Below are 21,430 nucleotides of genomic sequence, written 5' to 3'. Positions count from 1 at the left end.
TGCGCCGCAGGCTGGGAGAACTCTTAGAAGATCGACTTGAACTGGTCGATGTTAGAGCTGTCGTAGGTGAACGGATCCGACATTGCCGCCGAATTTGTATCGTCCAGTGTAACCGAACCCATGCGACCCATCGGGATTTCCGCACCGGGTGCAGCTTCCGCACCGGTTGCAATAGCGTGGGCAAGCATTGTTGCTGAATATCCCAGATCGATTGGGTTCCAGATTGCAAAGCTTTTTGTCGCGCCGGATTCTACGCAGCCAGCCATCTCAGACGGTAGGCCAAGACCCGTTACGTTGATTTCGCCGATCTTGCCTGCATCGGTGACCGCTTGGCAGGCTGCAAGAATGCCCACAGTCGTTGGCGCAGTAATCGCCTTCAGATTTGGATAGGTCGCCATCAGGCCTTGGGCTTCACGGTATGATTTGTCTGAAAGATCATCGCCATAGACGGTCGCAGCCAAATTCACACCAGGATATCCAGGCAGCGCCTCTTTCGCAGCTTCGATCCAAGCGTTTTGGTTCGTCGCTGTTGCCGTTGCAGACAGGATGGCTACATCGCCACCGTCAGGCATATGGTCTGCCGCAAGTTTAATGATCGTATTGCCTATCAGCGCGGTGGACGATGGGTTCAGGTGCATCTGGCGCCCCTCTTGGGTAACGCCTGAATCCCATGAAACAACGGTAATACCACGGCTCATGGCCTTTTTCAGTGCTGGCACAAGCGCATCAGGGTCGTTTGCTGAGATTGCGATCGCGTCAACGCCTTGGGCGATCAGCGAGTTGATCACCTCGATCTGGCCTTCTGCAGTGGTATCTGTTGGGCCAGTATAGATGATTTCAACGCCACCAAGCTCGGCAGCAGCTTCTTGTGCGCCTTCAGCAGCGGCCTCGAAAAAGCCGATGCCCAATGCTTTGACGACCACGGCAATGCGCATATCGTCGGCCATTGCGGCTGAGCCCATTAGTGATGCAGCCAGGCTAAGGCCTGCTGTCATTGAAGTAAAAGTACGACGTTTCATTTGCTTCCTCCCAAATTGTACGTTCTGATTTAAGGCAGTTCACGAGGCCGCCCCTTCCTCTTGAGCGGCGCCAGTTTCGGCGACGATCAGTTTCACATCGGCAGCTTCAAGCATTGAAGCCGCGCTGTCTGAAATTCTTTCATCGGTGATGACTGTTGTGATTTTGTTCAATGGACAAAGCACCAGGCTTGAGCGTTGCTCAAATTTGGAACTGTCCACCAAAACCACCAACTCGTCAGCCTGGCCAATTAGCTTTTGCTCTGCCTGAATCAACAAAGGGTCAGCCTCCATCAAACCGAGCGGGCCAAGGCCCTGAGCCCCCATAAACATGCGCTTGGCATAGAAATTTCGCGTCACATCATTGTCGAAGGGGGAAAGTATGATGTTCTGTTCGCGATAGATCGTGCCGCCTGACAGCATCACCGTATTTTTGCTGTGCTTCAGCAGATGTTCGGCAATCGGGAAAGAGTTTGTGAAGACCTGCATCCGTCGTGTCGCCAATGGATGCACCATCTGAAACGTTGTGGTGCCGCCGTTGATGATGATGGACTCTCCATCGTCGCACAGGTCAGCCGCAGCCTTTGCGATTGCGAATTTTTCACTGGAATGCATCGCCTCATTCACTGCGAATGTTCTGCCAGCAAGACCGACAAACTGGGGTGGCGTAATTGCTTCAGCGCCACCGCGAACCCGCCGCAACTTTTGCTGAACATGCAGGTTGGCGATGTCACGACGAACGGTGGCTTCGGACACACCTGTCAGATTGCAGAGGTCCACAACGGTCACAACGGGCCGCTCTTCAACAGCTGATAAAATGATCCGGTGCCGCTCTTTTTCGTGCATCTTTTCCTCCGCTTTGGAATGAAGGTGCGCAGATTCGCCGCATGTGTCAATCATTTTTAATCATTTTCAATCATTAGCGCGCATAAATTGAAAATACTTGATTGAAAATGATTGACATTCTGACGTGGCATGCTCAGCCTGTAGCCAAGTTAGAAGGCTGTACAAGTTACGGCAGGCCTAGGGAAAATGACGCATGACCAATAAGTTAACGCTGCTTGAGAACCGCTGGAGCGACGAGGCAGCACGTGGCATGAGCGAATCTGACAAGCTGCTTTATCGATCAAACATTCTTGGTTCCGACAAACGCGTAACCAACTACGGCGGCGGCAATACCTCTGCCAAAGTCATGGAAGCTGATCCGCTTTCAGGTGAACAAACTGAGGTACTTTGGGTCAAGGGTTCTGGCGGCGACATAGGCTCAATGAAGCTGGATGGCTTTTCAACGCTGTATATGGACAAATTGAACGCGCTGAAAAACCTGTACCGCGGGGTAGAATTTGAAGACGAGATGGTCGGTTACTTGCCCCATTGTACCTTCAATCTAAATCCACGCGCAGCCTCAATCGACACGCCACTACACGCCTATGTGCCGCGTAAACATGTCGATCATGTCCACGCAGACGCTATCATCGCCATTGCGGCCTCAAAGAACTCAAAAGAACTGACGAAGGAAATATTCGGAGACAAAATCGGTTGGTTGCCCTGGAAAAAGCCAGGCTATGAATTGGGACGATGGCTAGAGAAATTCTGTCTGGAAAACCCCGATGCCGATGGGGTTGTTTTGGCAAGCCACGGTCTGTTCACCTGGGCCGATGATGCCAAAGATTGCTATGACATGACAATTGACGTCATAAATATTGCCACACAATGGCTGGGCGAAAAGATGGACGGCATCGCTGCTTTTGGTGGTAAGGTTCATGAAAGCCTCGACACAGTTGGTCGTCACACTGTAGCCGCACGCCTGATGCCTGAAATTCGCGGCATGGTTTCCGGCAAACAGCACATGGTGGGCCACTTCAACGACTGTGAAGCGGTTCTTGAGTTTGTGAATTCGAAAAACATGCCACCCTTGGCCGCCTTGGGCACCTCCTGCCCAGACCATTTCCTGCGCACCAAAATTTGCCCGCTGGTTGTCAATTTTGATCCTGCAAAGAAAAATATTGAAGCTGTATTGGAAGGCTTACCCAACCAAGTCGCTGAATATCGCGATGGCTATGCCGCCTATTATGATCGCTGCAAAAGGGATGATTCACCAGCCATTCGCGACCCAAACGCAGTGGTGTATCTGATCCCAGGTGTGGGCATGCTTACCTTCGCAATAGATAAGGCAACTGCACGTATATCGGGCGAATTCTATGTCAACGCGATCAATGTTATGCGCGGCGCGTCCGCGGTTAGCGAATATGTCGGCCTGCCTGAACAGGAAGCTTTTGATATTGAATACTGGCTGTTGGAAGAAGCCAAACTGCAACGGATGCCACAGCCAAAATCATTGGCTGGCCGCATTGCTTTGGTCACTGGCGGTGCCGGTGGTATCGGTGCTGCAACTGCTGATCGCTATTTGGCAGAAGGCGCCTGCGTTATGCTGGCGGATATTGATGCAGATAATCTGTTGTCGGCTGCCGCCTCATTGACTGCGCGTTATGGCAATGATGTTGTCAGCACAGTTGTTATGGATGTCACCGACGAAGATGCGATCGCAGCCGCCTATGCGAATATCGCCACAGAGTTTGGCGGCCTCGACATTTTGGTGTCGAACGCAGGCATCGCATCTTCTGCACCCATCGAAGAAACCTCATTGGCGCTGTGGAATAAGAATATGGACATTCTATCTACAGGATATTTTCTGGTTTCGCGCGAAGCGTTCAAGATGATGCGTACGCAGGATATGGGCGGTTCAATTGTATTTGTTGCGTCTAAAAATGGTCTGGCCGCCAGCCCCAATGCCTCGGCCTATTGTACTGCGAAAGCCTCAGAGATTCACTTGGCACGCTGCCTTGCCCTGGAAGGCGCAGAAGCCGGAATTCGAGTGAACGTTGTTAACCCAGACGCCGTTCTGCGCGGCTCCAAGATCTGGGAAGGCGAATGGTTGGATCAGCGCGCTGATACCTATGGTACTGACAAAGATGGGCTGGAAGAAATGTATCGCAAGCGATCAATGTTGAAACGGTCAGTTCTGCCCGAAGACATTGCAGAAGCCGCTTATTTTCTGGCCGCCGACACGTCGTCAAAATCCACAGGAAATATCATCAATGTGGATGCAGGAAACGTTCAGGCATTCACGCGCTAGAGGAAATTACCATGGGCAATTTTGATATTGCAAAAGACCAATTTGCCGAATGGGGCGTCGATGTTGAAAACGCGCTGTCCTGTCTGGCCACGGTCCCAATTTCGATGCACTGCTGGCAGGGAGACGATGTTGTCGGGTTTGAAACGAAATCCGGCACTTCGGGCGGAGGTATCCAGGCCACCGGAAACCACCCTGGTCGCGCGCGAAATCCAGATGAACTGCGGGCGGATTTGGAATTTGCCTATTCGAACATCCCCGGCAACCATCGACTGAACCTGCACGCGATGTATCTGGACAGCGATGAAACACCCGACCGCGACGAAATTGAATACAAACACTTCGAGCCTTGGGTCGATTGGGCGCGCGAACAAAAGCTTGAGCTGGATTTCAATCCAACCTTCTTCGCTCACGAAAAAGCAGACGACAATCTGACACTTTCACACCCTGATCAAGGCATTCGTGATTTCTGGATTGAGCATGGCAAACGCACCCGTGAAATTGCAGCACGCATGGGTCAAGAACTGGGGAGCGCTGCGGTAAATAATATCTGGGTCCCTGACGGGTATAAAGATACGCCAATAAATCGATATGCCGCCCGCCAGCGATTGGAGCAGTCGCTGGACCAGATGCTGGCAGATAAACATGACAAAGCGCATCTTCTGGACGCCGTTGAAAGCAAGCTTTTCGGCATTGGCGTTGAGGCCTGCACCGTTGGTAGCCATGAATTCTATCTGGGCTATGCCATCCGTAAGGGCACCCTATTATGCTTGGATATGGGGCACTTTCATCCAACAGAAAACGTCGCGGATAAACTTAGCTCGGTTGCCTTGTCAGTGGATGAAATCTTGTTGCATGTGTCTCGACCAATGCGTTGGGACAGCGACCATGTGATCTTGCTCAATGATGACATTCTGGCAATGGCGCAAGAACTGGTTGCCGCCGATTTGTTGAAACGCACCCATATCGGACTGGATTTCTTCGACGCAACGATAAGCCGAACCGCGGCTTGGGTCATTGGAACGCGCAACATGCAAAAAGCACTGTTACGTGCTTTGCTGTTGCCACTCGATCGCCTGAATTGTGCAGAGGAAAATCTGGATCACTCCACTAGATTTGTGATTACTGAAGAGCTGAAGGACCTTCCATATGGAGTGATTTGGCGTGAGTTCTGCAGCCGATTTGAGGTGACAAATGGGTTGGATTTAATCGCGAACCTAGATCGCTATCAAATTGCAGCATCACATCGTTGAGAGCCCTGCTTTACCGCGAGCTGTCATATTTTGGCATATAGTGCGGGCCAAGGGCAAATAAGCAAAGCGGACATCAAAGTCTGGCGCAGCATTTGGTACTATGGGCTCACAGCCGTCATTCGCCGCGCATTACTCAAAGGTCCGCTTTGAATCTGGGCGGTCGTAAGTCTGTCAAACGACATTCCTTGGCATCCCATCAGCTCGTCTTCAATTCCACTGGACTTCGCGGTTAACCTGAGCGGTACTGTCCAGGCAAACGACTCTCCTTCCTCCTTTGGCCCGGACTTCCGGGCTCTGCGCAGTACCGGCGGCACGCCTGCCGGTGGACACACGCAAAGGAGATGAACATGCCAAAACTCAATAAAGCCAAAACAGCCGGTGTACCCGTTCGGCCGGTGGCTAAACCCCACCGCAAATGCAGGACAAGAGAGGCGGTGACCAAACGGGATCAATTGATCCGGATGTTGGGTGCCAAGAATGGGGCAGGGGCGGACGCCATATGCCAGAAGTTGGGCTGGCTGCCCCATACGACACGCGCGGCGATATCAGGACTGCGCAAATCCGGATTTGAAGTCAGCAGTGAAAGGCCCAGCCCGAGCAAGCCGAGACGATATCGTATTATAGCCAATCCTGCTGCCGAGGCCGCCAGAAATGCAGGGTGATCAAGCGTTGCTCGAAGAAGGATCGCTCGTTAATCAATCGACGCCCGGCCCATCAAACCTCCGCCGCCGCATCGAAGCTTTGGTCGATCTCGACAACGTCGCTCTGCGAACAGCTTGGCAAAACGCCTGGGGCAGTGCCGCCCCAAAGGGCGCGCGGAAACGGTTCCTGATGTTGGGGATTGCCTGGAAATGGCAGGCAGAAGTGTTTGGCGGATTTAACCGAGAGCTGGCGCGGCGCTTGTCGGCTTTGGAGGCGCCGAAACTTGTCGCATCGATCAACGATAGAAAGCCTGCGATCAAAGCCACAATTTCTTCTCGCCCCTTACCGGGCACGAGGATCCTGCGGGACTGGCAGGGCGCACGGCATGAAGTTCATGTGACCGAGAAAGGATATCTGTGGCGCGGAAGGACATACGGCTCGCTGTCTGCAGTCGCCAAAGCCATCACCGGTGTCAGTCGTAACGGCCCGAAGTTCTTTGGGTTGCGCGACGAACAGATGTCGGGTTGATGGCAAAGAAACTGCGCTGCGCAATCTATACACGTAAATCAACCGAGGAAGGTTTGGATCAGGCGTTTAACTCGCTTGATGCGCAGCGCGAAGCTTGTTCCGCCTACATTACCAGCCAAAAGCATGAAGGCTGGCAGGAACTGCCAGCTCTTTATGATGACGGTGGCTTCTCTGGCGTGTCTGAAGTCAGCGCCTATGGGTCCAATTAGGTTAATTTGATAAGAGAGTTTTGTTGGCTCATCGTAACCACTGAGGAGTGGGACATGAGACAGACAACTGGAACTCGCAGGAGCCCCGGCGAGAAGATCGTCAAAGAGATCAAGCGCGCGACGCGCAAACAGTATTCGTCAGAAGAGAAGATCCGGATCGTGCTGGATGGCTTGCGTGGCGAAGACAGCATTGCTGAGTTGTGCCGTCGTGAGGGAATATCTCAAGGTATCTACTACAAATGGTCCAAGGACTTCATGGAAGCTGGCAAACGGCGGCTTGCTGGAGATACGGCGCGTGCGGCTACGACCGACGAAGTCAAGGACCTGCGCCGCGAAGCCCGAGACCTGAAGGAGGTCGTTGCCGAGCAAACACTGGAACTGCGTCTTCTCAAAAAAAGCATGACCGGCGGTGGGGGCGACCAAGAATGAGGTATGCTGCATCTGAGAAGTTGGAGATCATCCGGCTTGTTGAGGGGTCGCATTTGTCTGCTCGTCGAACATTGGCAAAGCTGGGCATCCCCCGCACCACATTTTACCGTTGGTATGATCGGTATCGGCAGCGCGGCGACGCTGGCCTTGTGGATCAAGCGCCTAAGCCCAGACATGTCTGGAACCGCATCCCCGACGAAGTCCGGCGCAAGGTCGTCAAGCTGGCGCTGCAGGAGACGGAGCTGTCGCCGCGCGAACTGGCAGTGACGTTCACGGATCGGGAGCGCTACTTCGTCTCGGAATCTTCAGTCTATCGGGCCCTGAAGGCCCACGATCTGATCACCAGCCCGGCCTTTATCGTGCTCAAGGCGGCAAACGAGTTCAAAGACAAGACCACTGCGATCAACCAGCTTTGGCAAACCGACTTCACCTATCTCAAAGTGCTTGGCTGGGGCTGGTTCTATCTCAGCACAATCCTGGACGACTACAGCCGCTACATCATCTCGTGGAAACTCTGCACGAACATGCGGGCAGAGGACGTGACGGACACCCTGGATTTGGCGCTACAAGCATCAGGGTGCGATCAGGTTCACGTCATCCACAAACCCCGCCTCCTCAGCGGCAACGGGTCCAGTTACGTCTCTGGCGATCTGGCTGAATGGCTGCAGGACAAAGGCATGAAGCATTCTCGGGGCGCACCATATCATCCCCAGACACAGGGCAAGATCGAGAGGTGGCATCAAACCCTGAAGAACCGCATCCTATTGGAGAACTACTTCCTTCCGGGAGACCTCGAAACCCAGATCGAAGCCTTCGTCGATCACTACAATCACAAGCGCTACCACGAGAGCCTGAACAACGTCACACCCGCCGACGTCTACTTCGGGCGTGACAAAGCCATTCTAAGACAACGGGAAAGGATCAAACGAAAGACGCTCGAAGCGCGGCGCTTGCATCACAGACAGCGCGCCGCATAATAACATCAACCAGACGAGCCAAACTCTTTACTTGTTTAAGCAACTCTTGGTTCCCAAAACCCTGACGACGGACAGTTTGATCCTGCAAGGAACAGAATGCGCCCTGTGCACACCACCAAATCGGGTCGTAGGTATCGCTACTACGTCAGCCCTGACTTGATTGAGGGTAGCGTCGAAACTGGGGCAAAGGGCTGGCGGATCGCTGCTGAGGAGCTTGAGTCCATTCTATCAAAAGCCATCGTCGGGCATCTTCACAAGCCGGAAAGCCGCCAATCATTCTTAGACGGGATATACGATCCAAACAGGATGGAACTTCTACTCAGCGCCATTGATGATTTGCTTATGACTCTTCAATCCTCTGGGTCGGGGCAAAGCAAAACATTGTTGAAGAAGATCGTGCAACGTATCGACTTTGCGGAGGAAAAGTTTACGGCGCGGATCGAGCTAGGGCAGGCGTTCAAACACTCTGAGAGCCAAAGCTGTATCGATCTTCTGACACTTGAAATTACCGCCCCAATCCAACTGGCCCGTCGGAGCGGCGAACTCAAACTCATCCTGAAGGGTGCGGCGGGAGATACTACCAATCCAGATCCCAATCTCATCAAAACCCTTCTTAATGCGCGCCGCCGGTATCGATCTTACACGGGCGAGAGTGAAACGACACTGTCGCAGATCGCGATCAGCGACGACACAGACATCGCTGAAGTCTCCCGATCTCTGCAGCTTGCGTTCCTGGCCCCGGACCTCGTTTCCAACATTCTTGACGGTCGCCAGCCGCCAGAACTGACTGCGACCAAGCTGAAACGCCTGGAAAAGTTGCCGCTTCTTTGGGAAGATCAGCGCGCGCTTTTTGGTTGAGTCCCGACTTCTCAACACAAAAACCTTCAAATGATGCACTGACAATTTAGTTTGGACGCTCGCTGAGACGTTTGTGGCTTGCCGCGGGATTCCACCCGGATCTGAGCGTCTCAGTGCCAAACCAATGGCAGAGATGCCAGAGCATGCTTTCTAACTCTCTGAAAACACGCGATAATACTGAGTGCATGGAAAGGCGGATAACAGCACAGGACTGTCTGGTAGGCCCGGTAGGACTCGAACCTACGACCAAAGCGTTATGAGCGCTCTGCTCTAACCAACTGAGCTACAGGCCCGACCTGACGCGGGGATAGCAGATAGGATGCGTTGGTCAAGGCGTGGTGGCCAGGAAATGGCACGCTGTATCGCGTCGGTATCGCGTCGGTGTGCATCTCATTGACAGGGATTATTTTGCGTGGCTTCATTTGTCCAAATGACGGGGGACGATATGACGTATTTAAAAGCAATTGGTGTGGTTGGATCATAGCGGGGCTTTCGGCCTGCAGTTCGCCCACATTCGGTCCGGTAAGCACAAATCACGGATCTGACCTAAGCGGGCTCACGATTACCGACAATGGTGATGGGACATTCACATTTTCAGATGGTGGAACGCCGATTTCAACTGTGGTTAGCTATAACAGCAACGTAGGCGGGTTTGTTATTGGTGTTGCTCCCACCGGCGGGGATCTGATTCACAGCGCCCAAACGCCAAGTAACGCTGGGTCAATGTTATTGTTCGTAAGTCAGAGTTTTGACGTCGATGGCGTGCGTTTGGAACGCGTGGGGGAAACGGTATTACCTGGCGGTTCCGCAACTTTTACCGGGCATTTTGCCTTACAAAATTACCTTACTGCGAATAGAGCCCCTACGGGCGCTGTTGAGGGTGACATAACCTTGGTGGTCGACTTTGGTGCGGGTACCGTCGCCGGCGGAATGAGCAACGCAACTGGTTTTGCAACGGACACAGACTATAGTCATTTTGAGGTAAGTTTCGAAGAGACATCCATCGTCAACGGCGGGTTTTCAGGGGCAACCGTCGCAAATGGAGACAACCAGGCCGGAACATATGATGGTTTGTTCGTTGGGGCCAACGGCGAAGAGGCAATCGGCCATTTTACTTATTTGCGCAGCTCCGGCACTGACCGACGACGCGGGATCTTTTGGGCGGAATCGCCGTAAGTTTGATCCAACCCTGCGGCATGTGCAACGGTGGACAGTTGCGGTTCGTAAAGGTAACGGGTGGCAAGCAAACTGGGGGCTGCCATGACCGACGGAAAAAACGGGCTGACATACGCGGATGCGGGTGTTGATATCGATGCGGGAAATGAGCTTGTTGAGCGGATCAAGCCGGCAGCCAAACGCACCAATCGTCCGGGCACGATGTCGGGCCTTGGTGGTTTTGGGGCGATGTTTGATCTGAAGGCGGCAGGGTATGAAGACCCGATCTTGGTGGCGGCGACAGATGGGGTTGGCACAAAGTTGAAGATTGCGATCGAGACTGGCGTTGTTGGCGATGTTGGCGTTGATCTGGTGGCGATGTGTGTGAACGATCTGATTTGTCAGGGCGCGGAGCCACTGTTTTTCTTGGATTATTTCGCAACTGGTAAGTTGGATCTGGATCATGCTACCGAAGTCATAAATGGCATCGCTCTCGGATGTGAGATGTCAGGCTGTGCTTTGATTGGCGGTGAAACCGCCGAAATGCCGGGTATGTATACTGGCGCTGATTTTGATCTTGCGGGTTTTGCGGTTGGAGCCATGGAGCGTGGACGGCATCTGCCGAGCGGGGTCGAAGATGGAGATATACTTATCGGCCTGGCTTCGGACGGATTGCATTCCAATGGGTATTCTTTGGTAAGAAAAGTCGTCGAAAACGAAGGTCTGGACTGGTCACAAAAAGCGCCATTCTCGGATGAGACACTTGGGCGCGAGCTCCTGAAGCCAACGCGGCTATATGTGAAGCCACTTTTGCGATGTTTAAGACTGAATGATGTTCGCGCTCTTGCGCATATCACCGGCGGCGGCTTGACCGAAAATTTGCCACGGATACTGCCGGACGGTCTGGGAGCAGAAGTAGATCTGAAGTCGTGGACGTTGCCGCCGGTATTTTCCTGGCTGGCCGCCTCTGGCGGACTGGAAGAGCGCGAGATGCTCAAGACATTTAATTCTGGGATCGGCATGGTGGTCGTGGCCAGTGCAGATGGGGCCCAAAATGTCATCGATGAACTGATTGCAGCTGGTGAGACAGCAGTCAGGATTGGCACAGTTGTTCCTGGCGAGGGCGTGATTTACTCCGGTCACCTGTCGTGACAAATGTGGCCATTTTGATTTCGGGCGGCGGATCCAACATGGTTTCGCTCCTTAGAGATATGAATGGCCAGCATCCTGCAAATCCTGTCATTGTACTTTCAAACGTCCCGAACGCTGGCGGCATTGATCTTGCACGAGAACTCGGCGTTCACACTGCAATCGTTGACCATCGAAAATATGGTAATGATCGGACTGAATTTGAAGCTGATATAATGCGCGAGCTCAAAGCGGTTAACGTTGATCTAGTTTGCTTGGCCGGGTTCATGCGAATCCTGACATCAAATTTTGTGCAGGCCTGGCAAAAAAGAATGCTGAACATCCACCCTTCGCTTTTGCCGAAGTATCCCGCTTTGCATACGCATGATCGCGCGCTTGAAGCTGGCGACCAGCGAGCAGGTTGCACAGTTCATCTGGTCACGCCAGAGTTGGACGCAGGGCCGATTTTGGGGCAGGCCGAGGTAGCAATAACAGAGGGCGAAACTCCAGAATCTCTGGCGGCAAAAGTGCTGAAGCAAGAGCATAAACTGTATCCACAAGTACTTCGGAAATATGTGTCCGGAGATGAGACACCAGTTTTCTTGCCCATCTAGCCTCGGCGGCTTATGAAGGCAGGACGCTCGTGCAAACAGGCAGAAAATACCACAGATGATCACCATAACAACGACAGATGGCCTTCAAGCATTTTGCGAGATGGCAGCTCAACATGCCTATGTCACAGTCGACACCGAGTTTCTTAGAGAACGAACCTATTACTCGAAGCTCTGTCTGGTTCAACTTGCCGTTCCCGCCAAGGGTGAAGACTCCGCAGTTCTTGTTGATCCGCTTTCCAAGGGTATTTCTTTAGAACCATTGTATGAGCTCTTCAGGGATGAGAGCGTTGTCAAAGTCTTCCATGCTGCAAGGCAAGACTTGGAGATCTTCTTTGTCGATGCTGGTGTCCTCCCGGTGCCTTTGTTTGACACGCAGGTTGCCGCTATGGTTGCGGGTTTTGGCGAACAAGTTGGCTACGAAAAACTGGTTCGAAAAATCGCAAATGCGCCGCTGGATAAATCTTCAAGATTTACCGACTGGTCACGACGCCCTTTAACCGATGCACAGAAAACATATGCTTTGGCCGACGTTACGCACCTTCGGGACATCTACGAGCATCTTAGGGACGATTTAGAGCGTACCGGGCGTAAATCTTGGTTGGAAGAAGAACTGACCACGCTCACGGATACTGGAAATTACATTGTTGATCCAGAATTTGCCTGGAAGCGCTTAAAGACGCGGACGAATTCGGGAAAATTTCTTGCGATTGTCCGGGAGTTGGCAAAATTTCGTGAAACTTTTGCCCAAGAACGAAATATTCCTCGCGGGCGCGTTGTAAAAGACGATGCATTGATGGAGTTGGCGTCGACCAAGCCGAAAACCGTTGAGGGTCTGGGCCGATCGCGGCTTTTGCTTCGCGAGGCGCGAAAAGGTGATATCGCTGAGGGGCTACTGGCTGCTATTCGTGTGGGCCTTGCGACTAAGCCGGAAGACTTTCCAAACCCAGATCGATCCCGCGAAAAGCTTCAGGTTAACCCAGCTTTGGCAGACTTGTTGCGTGTGCTCCTTAAGGCGAAATCTGAGAATCTTGGCGTTGCTCAAAAGTTGATCGCGACTTCCGCTGATTTGGATGAAATCGCTGCTGGAAAAAGGGACGTTTCTGCTCTTTCGGGCTGGCGAGCAGAAGCCTTTGGAAACGATGCGGTTCAACTTTGTGAAGGCAAGCTGGCCCTGCGCGCAAACGGCTCGTCAATTGAAGTGATCCAGATTTAGCTTTTGGACAAGAGTCTAAATGCCAGGGGCGCGGCGACAATGACCAGAATGATCCGAAATATGTGAATTGTCACGACGAAGGCAACGTCGGCCCCAATCGCAAGTGACAACAAACTCATTTCAGGCAATCCGCCCGGCGAAAAAGCCAGAAGCGTTTCAAAAATATCAATGTCCGTCAGCCAGGTCACACAAACCGATGCGATTATCGTGGCCAGCAACATGGAGCATGTTGCTCCTACTGCCAATCTAATTTCGCGTGCAACAATGATTATCGGCACGCCCAAGAAGCGTGTGCCGACTACTGTGCCCATGACGAGTTGTGCGGCATTAACAGCCATTGTTGGTGGCGGAGCATCAGTTATTCCGGTGAGGTGAACGATGGCTGAGAGTATCATAGGCCCCAGAAGTTGCGGTGCTGGAAGCCCTAGGTAGGGGCCAGCCAAGGAGCCCACGACTGCGCACGCCATTAATATGCTCAGATCCATCATTGGCACCGATGAAAACGTAATGTAATTACGCTGGGTAGCGTCGGTACTTACGTCAAGTATTGCTCCAAAGAAAAGGCTGATTAGGCAGACAACAATCAAGATTCTACTGGCATGGGCCAATGCGATGCGCCGCTCATCCCCTCCGGCTGCACCGCCTAGGATCATCATGTCGTTTAGTCCCCCGGGAGCAGACGAGAAATACGCCGTCACCAGATCAAATTTACCCAGATTGCGATAGAAAACGAATGCACCAGAAAATGCTGCCATGACGAAGAATGGCATAATCAAAAGAGTGGTCGTCCATTGTGCGATCTTCTCGAACGTATCGGCGTGAAATCCTGCGCCCAACATTATGCCGAGAATCGGGAGAAGCAGACTACGAAGCGTGACAGGCGGCAGCAATGGGGCCGAAGCCAGCGAAGCTAGGGTTACCAAAATCATGGAACCAAGCATCCACGGAAGCGGCAAACCAACCAGCGTTCCGACGATGGCACCAATCAATCCAATGAATACTGCAAGTGTTTGTCGGCCCACCTTATTGAACGACACTGTAGCCATTATCGTCGAATTGAGCGGACATTGGTTGCACCCATGTGTCCGTCGTCAGGGTTTTGGGAACCAAGAGTTGCTTAAACAAGTAAAGAGTTTGGCTCGTCTGGTTGATGTTATTATGCGGCGCGCTGTCTGTGATGCAAGCGCCGCGCTTCGAGCGTCTTTCGTTTGATCCTTTCCCGTTGTCTTAGAATGGCTTTGTCACGCCCGAAGTAGACGTCGGCGGGTGTGACGTTGTTCAGGCTCTCGTGGTAGCGCTTGTGATTGTAGTGATCGACGAAGGCTTCGATCTGGGTTTCGAGGTCTCCCGGAAGGAAGTAGTTCTCCAATAGGATGCGGTTCTTCAGGGTTTGATGCCACCTCTCGATCTTGCCCTGTGTCTGGGGATGATATGGTGCGCCCCGAGAATGCTTCATGCCTTTGTCCTGCAGCCATTCAGCCAGATCGCCAGAGACGTAACTGGACCCGTTGTCGCTGAGGAGGCGGGGTTTGTGGATGACGTGAACCTGATCGCACCCTGATGCTTGTAGCGCCAAATCCAGGGTGTCCGTCACGTCCTCTGCCCGCATGTTCGTGCAGAGTTTCCACGAGATGATGTAGCGGCTGTAGTCGTCCAGGATTGTGCTGAGATAGAACCAGCCCCAGCCAAGCACTTTGAGATAGGTGAAGTCGGTTTGCCAAAGCTGGTTGATCGCAGTGGTCTTGTCTTTGAACTCGTTTGCCGCCTTGAGCACGATAAAGGCCGGGCTGGTGATCAGATCGTGGGCCTTCAGGGCCCGATAGACTGAAGATTCCGAGACGAAGTAGCGCTCCCGATCCGTGAACGTCACTGCCAGTTCGCGCGGCGACAGCTCCGTCTCCTGCAGCGCCAGCTTGACGACCTTGCGCCGGACTTCGTCGGGGATGCGGTTCCAGACATGTCTGGGCTTAGGCGCTTGATCCACAAGGCCAGCGTCGCCGCGCTGCCGATACCGATCATACCAACGGTAAAATGTGGTGCGGGGGATGCCCAGCTTTGCCAATGTTCGACGAGCAGACAAATGCGACCCCTCAACAAGCCGGATGATCTCCAACTTCTCAGATGCAGCATACCTCATTCTTGGTCGCCCCCACCGCCGGTCATGCTTTTTTTGAGAAGACGCAGTTCCAGTGTTTGCTCGGCAACGACCTCCTTCAGGTCTCGGGCTTCGCGGCGCAGGTCCTTGACTTCGTCGGTCGTAGCCGCACGCGCCGTATCTCCAGCAAGCCGCCGTTTGCCAGCTTCCATGAAGTCCTTGGACCATTTGTAGTAGATACCTTGAGATATTCCCTCACGACGGCACAACTCAGCAATGCTGTCTTCGCCACGCAAGCCATCCAGCACGATCCGGATCTTCTCTTCTGACGAATACTGTTTGCGCGTCGCGCGCTTGATCTCTTTGACGATCTTCTCGCCGGGGCTCCTGCGAGTTCCAGTTGTCTGTCTCATGTCCCACTCCTCAGTGGTTACGATGAGCCAACAAAACTCTCTTATCAAATTAACCTAATTGGACCCATAGGCGCTGACTTCAGACACACCCATGATGCGAATTTCACGCACCCCAAGCAATGCGATATCGGACAAATACTTTGCAACGACTAGTTCGCGAGATTGCTGAGTTGAAACGCGTGTGGAAAATTCCGGAGGCACGCCGCGGAACGTGAAAGTCAACACACCGTCTAAAGGTAACCCGTCATTTGCGGCTACCAGCTCAGTTGCATACCATCCTTGAACATCTGGAAGTCCAGTGGCCCGAACAATAATCCCACCTGGCACTTCATCCACCGATACATTGGCGACTGTATTTACCAAGGGACGCGGATCTTGGTTGTTGTCGATGTCTACGTTTTCGACCGTTTCAACGTCGGGACTACTTTGAAACCACGAGAAAGGGTTCAATCCGCTGTCACCACCGCAATTGGACAAAAACAATGTTGCTAATAGTAATACACCAATATGCCGCAACATCTTGCTTCCAGTACACCTTGTTGGTCTTGAGGCCTTGCTAAACCAAAGGATCGTCAAGGAAAAGGTTACGTTGTCTAGACGACATGGCCGACAAAATGTAGTGGGGGGCAAAAGGTGACAGGCTATGGCAACCGAACAATTTGAAGACATTGTTGAAACTTTTGAGTTTCTGGATGATTGGGAAGATCGATACCGGCACGTAATCGATCTTGGGCGCGCAATGCCAGATTTAGAGGATGCGTTCAGAGTTCCGGCAACAAAAGTAAATGGGTGCGCAAGTCAAGTTTGGATTTTACCAGAAATCCAAGGCACCGGACCTGATGCGATATTCCAGTTTCGCGGTGACAGCGACGCAATGATTGTTCGTGGGCTAATCGCTATTCTTGCAAATCTCTACAATGGTTTGACGATTCGAGAAGTAATTTCCGTGAACGCGGCTGAGGAACTAAGACGATTGGGTCTTGATGATCACCTATCGGCACAAAGATCGAACGGTTTGCGCGCTATGATTGAGCGCGTCGCGGACTTAGCCGCCAAAGCCAACGCGGCCTAGTAAGTTCTGCAAGTGCCGATTTCTTTGCGAGAATGTATCGAAGAGTACAAGCCATAACGACATGCAAAAGCCCCAACTGCAACGTGATTTGAAGTGCACTCGGCTGTTCTTGTGGTGAGGCAAAACTCAGAATTGGTGCCATTAACAGATCATGTAAACTTGAAAACATTGCTTTTGAGGTTGCTTGATCCGCCGACCCCTCAACATAGTCAGCTGTATCCAAAATCGAATGGTTCGAAGCACCAATCGCTTGGAACGTTGAAGAAAGTAAGAGCATGCAAACGACAAAAGGAAAGCAGTTCAATATTCGTTCCTGAAAGTTTTATTACCTTCAGTCGAATTTTTGGGAATTTGGTTAAGAATTTATGGATTGGCGTCAGAAATGTCGCCGAGTTCGATGATCCGCTTGCCCAGATCCCCATAACCAGTGAAACGACGCTCGAATTCAAGCCCAAGTCGGTCAGCTTGTTCCTTTGCCGCCTCTGTCAATTTGGGATCGTCAATTTGGGCTTGATAGATCAGCTTTTCATAATGTCCAAAATACATGTCTCTTAACTCGGGGTGCCGATCCAGTCCAAGGGGCCGCCAGACAAACGCATCAAATTGCCGAACAAGAAAGTCGGTCAGATAGAACGAGGTGAATTCGTCCTCTGAACGTTTCACAAATTCCTCTGTGTCCTCAAAAAACGCGTAACAGTGCGGGCCGGCCATCATGTGAACGCCCAAGCGCTCAGCCGCGGCCTGAAGTTGGCCGCCGGTTCCACAATCTGCATAAGCAACAAAGATCGTTTCGTAGTTTTCCGAGACTTCGGCGACAGTCTTTTCGATTGCTGGGACAATTTTTTCAGGGTGATTGTGATAAATTGCAGGGAGGCACTGCAGATCGATATGTGTAAGATTGTTGGCGCGCAAAACAGCAATAATCTCTCGGGCAAGGGCACCACAGGCAAGTATCAGAATGCGGCCCGCGCCTTTCGGTGCAAGGCCGTCCTGAGTCAAAATTCGATCATCCGGCGGTGTCTGGAAAGAGTCCATGACTTGCACTGCCTCCGCATCTGGGCTCGCTGCCGAACCTGTCAGTCGATTGCCGTCTTAAGGTCGCGGCTCTGACTTATCCCGCTGCAAGCTGATTATGTTTGCGGGACATGAATTCCTTGGCCGTATCCACAGCAACGGCTGCATCACGACAATAGGCATCTGCGCCGATAGCTTTGCCGAACTCTTCGTTTAACGGTGCGCCGCCTACGAGAATGACATAGTCGTCACGGATGCCCTGAGCGATCATAGTGTCAATTACGACTTTCATATAGGGCATCGTCGTTGTCAAAAGTGCTGACATTCCGAGAATGTCAGGTTCTTCAGAGTCCAATGCTTCAAGATAAGCCTCAACAGCATTGTTGATACCCAAATCAACAACTTCAAAACCAGCGCCCTCCATCATCATGCTGACGAGGTTTTTGCCAATGTCGTGGATATCGCCTTTGACGGTTCCGATAACCATTTTGCCCATGCGAGGAGCACCTGTTTCCGCAAGAAGCGGTTTCAAAATCGCCATTCCGCCCTTCATAGCGTTGGCTGCCAAAAGCACTTCAGGCACAAACAGAATGCCATCCCGAAAGTCTTTGCCGACGATTGTCATGCCGCCGACCAGAGCTTCAGTGAGGACGCGGTAAGGCTCCCAGCCACGTCCAAGAAGAATATCGACACCTTCCTCGATCTCTTCTCTTAACCCGTCGTAGAGGTCATCGTGCATTTGAAGTACGAGATCGTCGTCTTCGAGTTCGCTGAGGATGATGTCTTCTTCTTCGGCCATTTGGTTTTAAACTCCAGCGCTTTTCACCCGAATATTGAATTCTCTATTGCGTGACAATGGGTTTAGCGACTGTCCGAAATGCGACAGACAGTGTGTCAATGCCGACTTTGACCATACAACTGCCTCCTGTTCAGACATCTTGGTGCCTTTAGGTAGATTAATTCTGGATTTTGTTCTATTTTTGTTCCAAAATGGTGCGTGACCAAAAACAATACGCATTTGAAACTTCCTAACGCGCGTGGTCGAGCCTCTCGCTCAAACAGATCGGGGCGGTTCGAGGTATTGGACTATGAGGCATTTGACGACGGCTGGGACCTTGAAGAGGTGCTGGCGCCAGCTCGTACCGAAGTATCAATGGAGTTACCTCGTTCAGTCATTACAAAAAATACGTCGCCGGATTTGTCGTTTGATCGCTCAATTAATCCATATCGCGGATGCGAACATGGATGTATTTACTGCTTCGCCCGACCGACGCATGCATATCTAGGTCTGTCGCCTGGACTGGATTTCGAGACGAAACTAATAGCGCGGCCCGAAGCCCCGAAAATACTGCAGAAAGAATTGGCGTCAAAACGCTATGTGCCGCGGCCAATAGCATTAGGTACAAACACTGATCCCTATCAGCCTATTGAGCGTCGGTATTCGATTATGCGCGGGATTCTCGAGGTTTTGCATGCGCACAATCATCCGGTCACAGTGGTTACCAAGGGCACGTTGATCGAACGTGATTTGGATATTCTTGGAGAAATGGGTCGGTCCGGACTGGCAAGTGTCGGGATTTCAGTAACTTCTATGGATGCTAAGGTGTCACGAGCGATGGAACCTCGTGTGCCATCCCCAACGAGGAGATTACAGACTATCAGGGCGTTGACCGACGCCGGGTGCCCAGTTCGTGTCATGGTAGCTCCCGTTGTGCCTGGACTTACTGATCATGAGTTGGAGAGTATTCTCACATTGGCGGCAGAAGCCGGGGCCAAAGCAGCAAGCTGGATCATGTTGCGCCTACCTCTGGAAGTGGCTCCACTATTTGAAGAGTGGTTGTACGCAAATTTTCCGCTGCGAGCGGAGCGAGTCCTTAAATTAGTGCGAGAAGTTAGAGGTGGCAAAGTCAACGATGCCGCATTCGGTCAACGGATGACTGGGCAAGGTGTGTATGCGGAGTTGATACGTGACCGATTCGAGAAACAAAGGAGTCGCCTGAGACTTGATGGCAGTACGTCAAAGCTGCGCACGGATCTGTTTCAGGTTCCTCCAAAAGTCGGGGATCAGCTATCGCTGTTTTAACCTTTGCCTCAGGCTTGCCGCATTTCGACGCTATTCGGTAGCTTCAGGAGATTGTTCATGAGCTTATCGCTGATAGCCGGGTGCGTCTGGGTGTTCTGCGCGACCGTGGTTGCTGCGTTTCCGATGCGCCGTCAGTTTGCGCCCGGTTTCGTGCTTTTGCTGGCCGCGCCGGTGTTGTTGGGTTGGATGGCCTGGGAACACGGGGTTTGGATAATGGCCCTTGGGATCTTCGCATTCGTGTCGATGTTCCGCCATCCCCTGCGATATATACTGCGCCGAGTTTGTGGCGACAGACCGGAGATACCGTCATGAACGTATCGTTGATTTTGGCCTGCATCTGGGCGTTGTCCGCCAATGTGATTGCGATGTTTCCGTCGAAGCACAAGCATTGGCCATCTGCCTATGTCCTGATGACATTTGGCATTCCTTTGCTGGGATTCGTTTACTGGGAAAACGGGTTTTGGATCGGCACGGTGGTTTTCATCGCAGCGGCATCGATCCTGCGGTGGCCGGTGCGGTTCTTTTTGCGTTGGATCGCCAATGTGACGAAGCGGCCTGCAGAAAGCTAGGCTTCGTCTTTTCATCGTCGATGGCGGATGGTAGCCGCTGGGGATGGGCACTTTATATGATATCGAGACGCGCGGACGGGTGACCGAGGGGTATGATCTGTCAGGCCTTACGTGGTTGCGGGTCGGAGGACCGGCCGATTTTCTATATCTGCCTGCAGATGTTGATGACTTAGGTGCGACGCTCGCGGCATTGCCCGAATACGTGCCGATTTTTCCGATGGGCGTTGGATCGAACCTGATTGTTCGGGATGGCGGATTACGGGCGGTTGTGGTGCGGTTGGGCCGGCCTTTTGCCGAGATTTCGATTGCGGGCGGTGTCGTTACGGCGGGTGCGGCTGCGCTGGATGCCCATGTTGCGCGGAAATCTGCTGAGGCAGGATTGGACCTGACGTTTTTGCGAACCATCCCGGGGTCTGTTGGTGGTGCAGTGCGGATGAATGGCGGGTGCTATGGGACCTATACAGCGGACTATTTCGTTTCGGCAGAAGTTGTGTTGCGGGATGGATCACTGGTGACCATGACGGCAGATCAGTTGAATTTTCGCTATCGTCAGACGGATTTGCCAGATGCAGCGGTGATCGTTTCAGCCAAGTTTAAACCGCCCATCGGCGAGCCTGAGGCTTTGAAACAGCGAATGGACGATCAATTGGCTAAGCGAGATGCGACGCAGCCGACCAAGGCGTTGACGGCGGGTTCCACGTTTCGAAACCCGGCTGGATTTAGTTCAACCGGGCAGGCGGACGACGTGCATGATCTAAAAGCCTGGAAGGTAATTGATGACGCCGGGATGCGAGGCGCGCGTCGGGGCGGAGCCGAGATGTCGCCTATGCATTCGAATTTTTTGGTGAACAAACAGGGTGCTTCGGCGGCTGATTTGGAGGGACTTGGCGAAGAGGTGATTCAACGGGTGTTCGAGACCTCGGGAATCAGATTAGAATGGGAAATCATGAGGGTCGGCGAACCGACCCCAGAGGCAGACAAGCAGTCCTAATTCAGGACGATCATTAAACGAGGTCCAAAAGGGCCCGA

The 21,430-nt window shown here is 52.5% G+C and carries 22 protein-coding genes, 1 tRNA gene and 1 pseudogene; 16 read left to right on the top strand and 8 right to left on the bottom strand.

Features of this window, described 5'->3' with window-relative positions; all coding sequences use genetic code 11:
* Positions 1 to 23: 23 nt before the first annotated feature.
* Together rhaS and GKR98_08355 are read right to left on the bottom strand one after the other, a co-directional pair.
* Complete coding sequence (rhaS, locus tag GKR98_08360) at positions 24 to 1,019, bottom strand: rhamnose ABC transporter substrate-binding protein (protein ID QMU58204.1); 996 nt, start codon at positions 1,017 to 1,019, stop codon at positions 24 to 26.
* Between the two features lie 39 nt (positions 1,020 to 1,058).
* On the bottom strand, positions 1,059 to 1,862 hold the full coding sequence (locus GKR98_08355) for a DeoR family transcriptional regulator (GenBank protein ID QMU60028.1): 804 nt from the start codon (positions 1,860 to 1,862) through the stop codon (positions 1,059 to 1,061).
* Positions 1,863 to 2,055: 193 nt separating this feature from the next.
* On the opposite strand from GKR98_08355, the gene GKR98_08350 reads away from it, so the two are divergent.
* The 7 genes and pseudogenes from GKR98_08350 to GKR98_08320 all read left to right on the top strand — a co-directional run bounded on the left by GKR98_08350 (position 2,056) and on the right by GKR98_08320 (position 9,045).
* Positions 2,056 to 4,152: a bifunctional rhamnulose-1-phosphate aldolase/short-chain dehydrogenase gene (locus GKR98_08350; GenBank protein ID QMU58203.1), complete on the top strand. Its 2,097-nt coding sequence runs from the start codon at positions 2,056 to 2,058 to the stop codon at positions 4,150 to 4,152.
* Positions 4,153 to 4,163: 11 nt separating this feature from the next.
* Positions 4,164 to 5,402 carry an L-rhamnose isomerase gene (locus GKR98_08345; protein ID QMU58202.1) on the top strand — a complete coding sequence of 413 codons (1,239 nt, stop codon included), beginning with the start codon at positions 4,164 to 4,166 and terminating at the stop codon, positions 5,400 to 5,402.
* 341 nt (positions 5,403 to 5,743) lie between these two features.
* Entirely contained in the window at positions 5,744 to 6,064 is a 321-nt protein-coding gene (locus GKR98_08340; protein ID QMU58201.1) for a DUF3489 domain-containing protein, read from the top strand.
* The gene (locus GKR98_08335) at positions 6,054 to 6,572 is read left to right on the top strand and encodes a DUF2924 domain-containing protein (protein QMU58200.1); all 519 of its coding nucleotides are present in this window, start codon (positions 6,054 to 6,056) and stop codon (positions 6,570 to 6,572) included. The genes GKR98_08340 and GKR98_08335 overlap by 11 nt, the downstream gene beginning before the upstream one ends.
* Positions 6,572 to 6,754: pseudogene (locus tag GKR98_08330) on the top strand (recombinase family protein). The gene GKR98_08335 and the pseudogene GKR98_08330 overlap by 1 nt, the downstream one beginning before the upstream one ends.
* A gap of 81 nt (positions 6,755 to 6,835) precedes the next feature.
* A protein-coding gene (locus GKR98_08325) for an IS3 family transposase (protein ID QMU58199.1) occupies positions 6,836 to 8,187 on the top strand; the annotation gives its coding sequence in 2 pieces (ribosomal slippage) (positions 6,836 to 7,171 and positions 7,174 to 8,187; 1,350 coding nt in all).
* A 96-nt stretch (positions 8,188 to 8,283) separates the two neighbouring features.
* A complete protein-coding gene (locus tag GKR98_08320) occupies positions 8,284 to 9,045 on the top strand; it encodes a hypothetical protein (GenBank protein ID QMU58198.1) in 762 nt (253 codons plus the stop codon).
* A 216-nt stretch (positions 9,046 to 9,261) separates the two neighbouring features.
* On the opposite strand, the gene GKR98_08315 is transcribed toward GKR98_08320, so the two are convergent.
* Positions 9,262 to 9,338, bottom strand: a tRNA-Ile gene (locus GKR98_08315).
* 31 nt (positions 9,339 to 9,369) lie between these two features.
* Between GKR98_08315 and GKR98_08310 the strand changes: the two genes are divergently transcribed.
* From GKR98_08310 to rnd, 4 genes are all read left to right on the top strand, one after another.
* Entirely contained in the window at positions 9,370 to 10,221 is an 852-nt protein-coding gene (locus GKR98_08310) for a hypothetical protein (protein ID QMU58197.1), read from the top strand.
* A gap of 84 nt (positions 10,222 to 10,305) precedes the next feature.
* Entirely contained in the window at positions 10,306 to 11,352 is a 1,047-nt protein-coding gene (locus GKR98_08305) for a phosphoribosylformylglycinamidine cyclo-ligase (protein ID QMU58196.1), read from the top strand.
* A complete protein-coding gene (locus tag GKR98_08300; GenBank protein QMU58195.1) occupies positions 11,349 to 11,942 on the top strand; it encodes a phosphoribosylglycinamide formyltransferase in 594 nt (197 codons plus the stop codon). The genes GKR98_08305 and GKR98_08300 overlap by 4 nt, the downstream gene beginning before the upstream one ends.
* A gap of 55 nt (positions 11,943 to 11,997) precedes the next feature.
* The gene (rnd, locus tag GKR98_08295) at positions 11,998 to 13,155 is read left to right on the top strand and encodes a ribonuclease D (protein QMU58194.1); all 1,158 of its coding nucleotides are present in this window, start codon (positions 11,998 to 12,000) and stop codon (positions 13,153 to 13,155) included.
* Here rnd and GKR98_08290 read toward each other — a convergent pair.
* The 3 genes from GKR98_08290 to GKR98_08280 form a co-directional block, all read right to left on the bottom strand.
* Positions 13,152 to 14,201 carry an AbrB family transcriptional regulator gene (locus GKR98_08290; GenBank protein QMU58193.1) on the bottom strand — a complete coding sequence of 350 codons (1,050 nt, stop codon included), beginning with the start codon at positions 14,199 to 14,201 and terminating at the stop codon, positions 13,152 to 13,154. The two genes, rnd and GKR98_08290, sit on opposite strands and share 4 nt — an antisense overlap.
* A 110-nt stretch (positions 14,202 to 14,311) precedes the next feature.
* Positions 14,312 to 15,663 (bottom strand): IS3 family transposase gene (locus GKR98_08285; GenBank protein ID QMU58192.1). Its coding sequence is split into 2 segments (ribosomal slippage): positions 14,312 to 15,327 and positions 15,327 to 15,663, totalling 1,353 coding nucleotides; the frame shifts between segments, so codons are not numbered across the junction.
* A 54-nt stretch (positions 15,664 to 15,717) separates the two neighbouring features.
* Complete coding sequence (locus tag GKR98_08280) at positions 15,718 to 16,182, bottom strand: hypothetical protein (protein QMU58191.1); 465 nt, start codon at positions 16,180 to 16,182, stop codon at positions 15,718 to 15,720.
* Positions 16,183 to 16,306: 124 nt separating this feature from the next.
* Here GKR98_08280 and GKR98_08275 point away from each other — a divergent pair, with 124 nt between their 5' ends.
* Positions 16,307 to 16,735: a cysteine desulfuration protein SufE gene (locus tag GKR98_08275; protein ID QMU58190.1), complete on the top strand. Its 429-nt coding sequence runs from the start codon at positions 16,307 to 16,309 to the stop codon at positions 16,733 to 16,735.
* A 363-nt stretch (positions 16,736 to 17,098) separates the two neighbouring features.
* Here GKR98_08275 and GKR98_08270 read toward each other — a convergent pair whose 3' ends face one another.
* Both GKR98_08270 and GKR98_08265 read right to left on the bottom strand, forming a co-directional pair.
* Positions 17,099 to 17,770 (bottom strand): DUF1638 domain-containing protein, encoded by a 672-nt coding sequence (locus tag GKR98_08270; protein QMU58189.1) that lies wholly within the window; start codon positions 17,768 to 17,770, stop codon positions 17,099 to 17,101.
* Between the two features lie 76 nt (positions 17,771 to 17,846).
* The gene (locus GKR98_08265) at positions 17,847 to 18,548 is read right to left on the bottom strand and encodes a cobalamin-binding protein (GenBank protein QMU58188.1); all 702 of its coding nucleotides are present in this window, start codon (positions 18,546 to 18,548) and stop codon (positions 17,847 to 17,849) included.
* Positions 18,549 to 18,767: 219 nt separating this feature from the next.
* On the opposite strand from GKR98_08265, the gene GKR98_08260 reads away from it, so the two are divergent.
* The 4 genes from GKR98_08260 to murB are packed head-to-tail and all read left to right on the top strand — an operon-like array spanning position 18,768 to position 21,392.
* Positions 18,768 to 19,832, top strand: a complete 1,065-nt coding sequence (locus GKR98_08260; GenBank protein QMU60027.1) for a PA0069 family radical SAM protein — start codon at positions 18,768 to 18,770, stop codon at positions 19,830 to 19,832.
* 57 nt (positions 19,833 to 19,889) lie between these two features.
* Entirely contained in the window at positions 19,890 to 20,144 is a 255-nt protein-coding gene (locus GKR98_08255; protein ID QMU58187.1) for a DUF2484 family protein, read from the top strand.
* Positions 20,141 to 20,401 (top strand): DUF2484 family protein, encoded by a 261-nt coding sequence (locus GKR98_08250; protein QMU58186.1) that lies wholly within the window; start codon positions 20,141 to 20,143, stop codon positions 20,399 to 20,401. Before GKR98_08255 ends, GKR98_08250 begins: the two co-directional genes overlap by 4 nt.
* A 43-nt stretch (positions 20,402 to 20,444) precedes the next feature.
* Entirely contained in the window at positions 20,445 to 21,392 is a 948-nt protein-coding gene (gene murB / locus GKR98_08245) for a UDP-N-acetylmuramate dehydrogenase (protein QMU58185.1), read from the top strand.
* Positions 21,393 to 21,430 lie beyond the last annotated feature (38 nt).

This window comes from Boseongicola sp., assembly GCA_014075275.1.
Lineage (GTDB): Bacteria > Pseudomonadota > Alphaproteobacteria > Rhodobacterales > Rhodobacteraceae.
The sequence above is the reverse complement of the archived record's forward strand: the minus strand, read 5'-3'. Positions and strand labels throughout refer to the sequence as shown.

What these genes read in the sequence shown, in the direction of transcription:
- rhaS (QMU58204.1), bottom strand. Translation starts at nt 1,019, where the DNA reads ATGAAACGTCGTACTTTTACTTCAATGACAGCAGGCCTTAGCCTGGCT.
- GKR98_08355 (QMU60028.1), bottom strand. Translation starts at nt 1,862, where the DNA reads ATGCACGAAAAAGAGCGGCACCGGATCATTTTATCAGCTGTTGAAGAG.
- GKR98_08350 (QMU58203.1), top strand. Translation starts at nt 2,056, where the DNA reads ATGACCAATAAGTTAACGCTGCTTGAGAACCGCTGGAGCGACGAGGCA.
- GKR98_08345 (QMU58202.1), top strand. Translation starts at nt 4,164, where the DNA reads ATGGGCAATTTTGATATTGCAAAAGACCAATTTGCCGAATGGGGCGTC.
- GKR98_08340 (QMU58201.1), top strand. Translation starts at nt 5,744, where the DNA reads ATGAACATGCCAAAACTCAATAAAGCCAAAACAGCCGGTGTACCCGTT.
- GKR98_08335 (QMU58200.1), top strand. Translation starts at nt 6,054, where the DNA reads ATGCAGGGTGATCAAGCGTTGCTCGAAGAAGGATCGCTCGTTAATCAA.
- GKR98_08320 (QMU58198.1), top strand. Translation starts at nt 8,284, where the DNA reads ATGCGCCCTGTGCACACCACCAAATCGGGTCGTAGGTATCGCTACTAC.
- GKR98_08305 (QMU58196.1), top strand. Translation starts at nt 10,306, where the DNA reads ATGACCGACGGAAAAAACGGGCTGACATACGCGGATGCGGGTGTTGAT.
- rnd (QMU58194.1), top strand. Translation starts at nt 11,998, where the DNA reads ATGATCACCATAACAACGACAGATGGCCTTCAAGCATTTTGCGAGATG.
- GKR98_08290 (QMU58193.1), bottom strand. Translation starts at nt 14,201, where the DNA reads ATGGCTACAGTGTCGTTCAATAAGGTGGGCCGACAAACACTTGCAGTA.
- GKR98_08280 (QMU58191.1), bottom strand. Translation starts at nt 16,182, where the DNA reads ATGTTGCGGCATATTGGTGTATTACTATTAGCAACATTGTTTTTGTCC.
- GKR98_08275 (QMU58190.1), top strand. Translation starts at nt 16,307, where the DNA reads ATGGCAACCGAACAATTTGAAGACATTGTTGAAACTTTTGAGTTTCTG.
- GKR98_08270 (QMU58189.1), bottom strand. Translation starts at nt 17,770, where the DNA reads ATGGACTCTTTCCAGACACCGCCGGATGATCGAATTTTGACTCAGGAC.
- GKR98_08265 (QMU58188.1), bottom strand. Translation starts at nt 18,548, where the DNA reads ATGGCCGAAGAAGAAGACATCATCCTCAGCGAACTCGAAGACGACGAT.
- GKR98_08255 (QMU58187.1), top strand. Translation starts at nt 19,890, where the DNA reads ATGAGCTTATCGCTGATAGCCGGGTGCGTCTGGGTGTTCTGCGCGACC.
- GKR98_08250 (QMU58186.1), top strand. Translation starts at nt 20,141, where the DNA reads ATGAACGTATCGTTGATTTTGGCCTGCATCTGGGCGTTGTCCGCCAAT.
- murB (QMU58185.1), top strand. Translation starts at nt 20,445, where the DNA reads ATGGGCACTTTATATGATATCGAGACGCGCGGACGGGTGACCGAGGGG.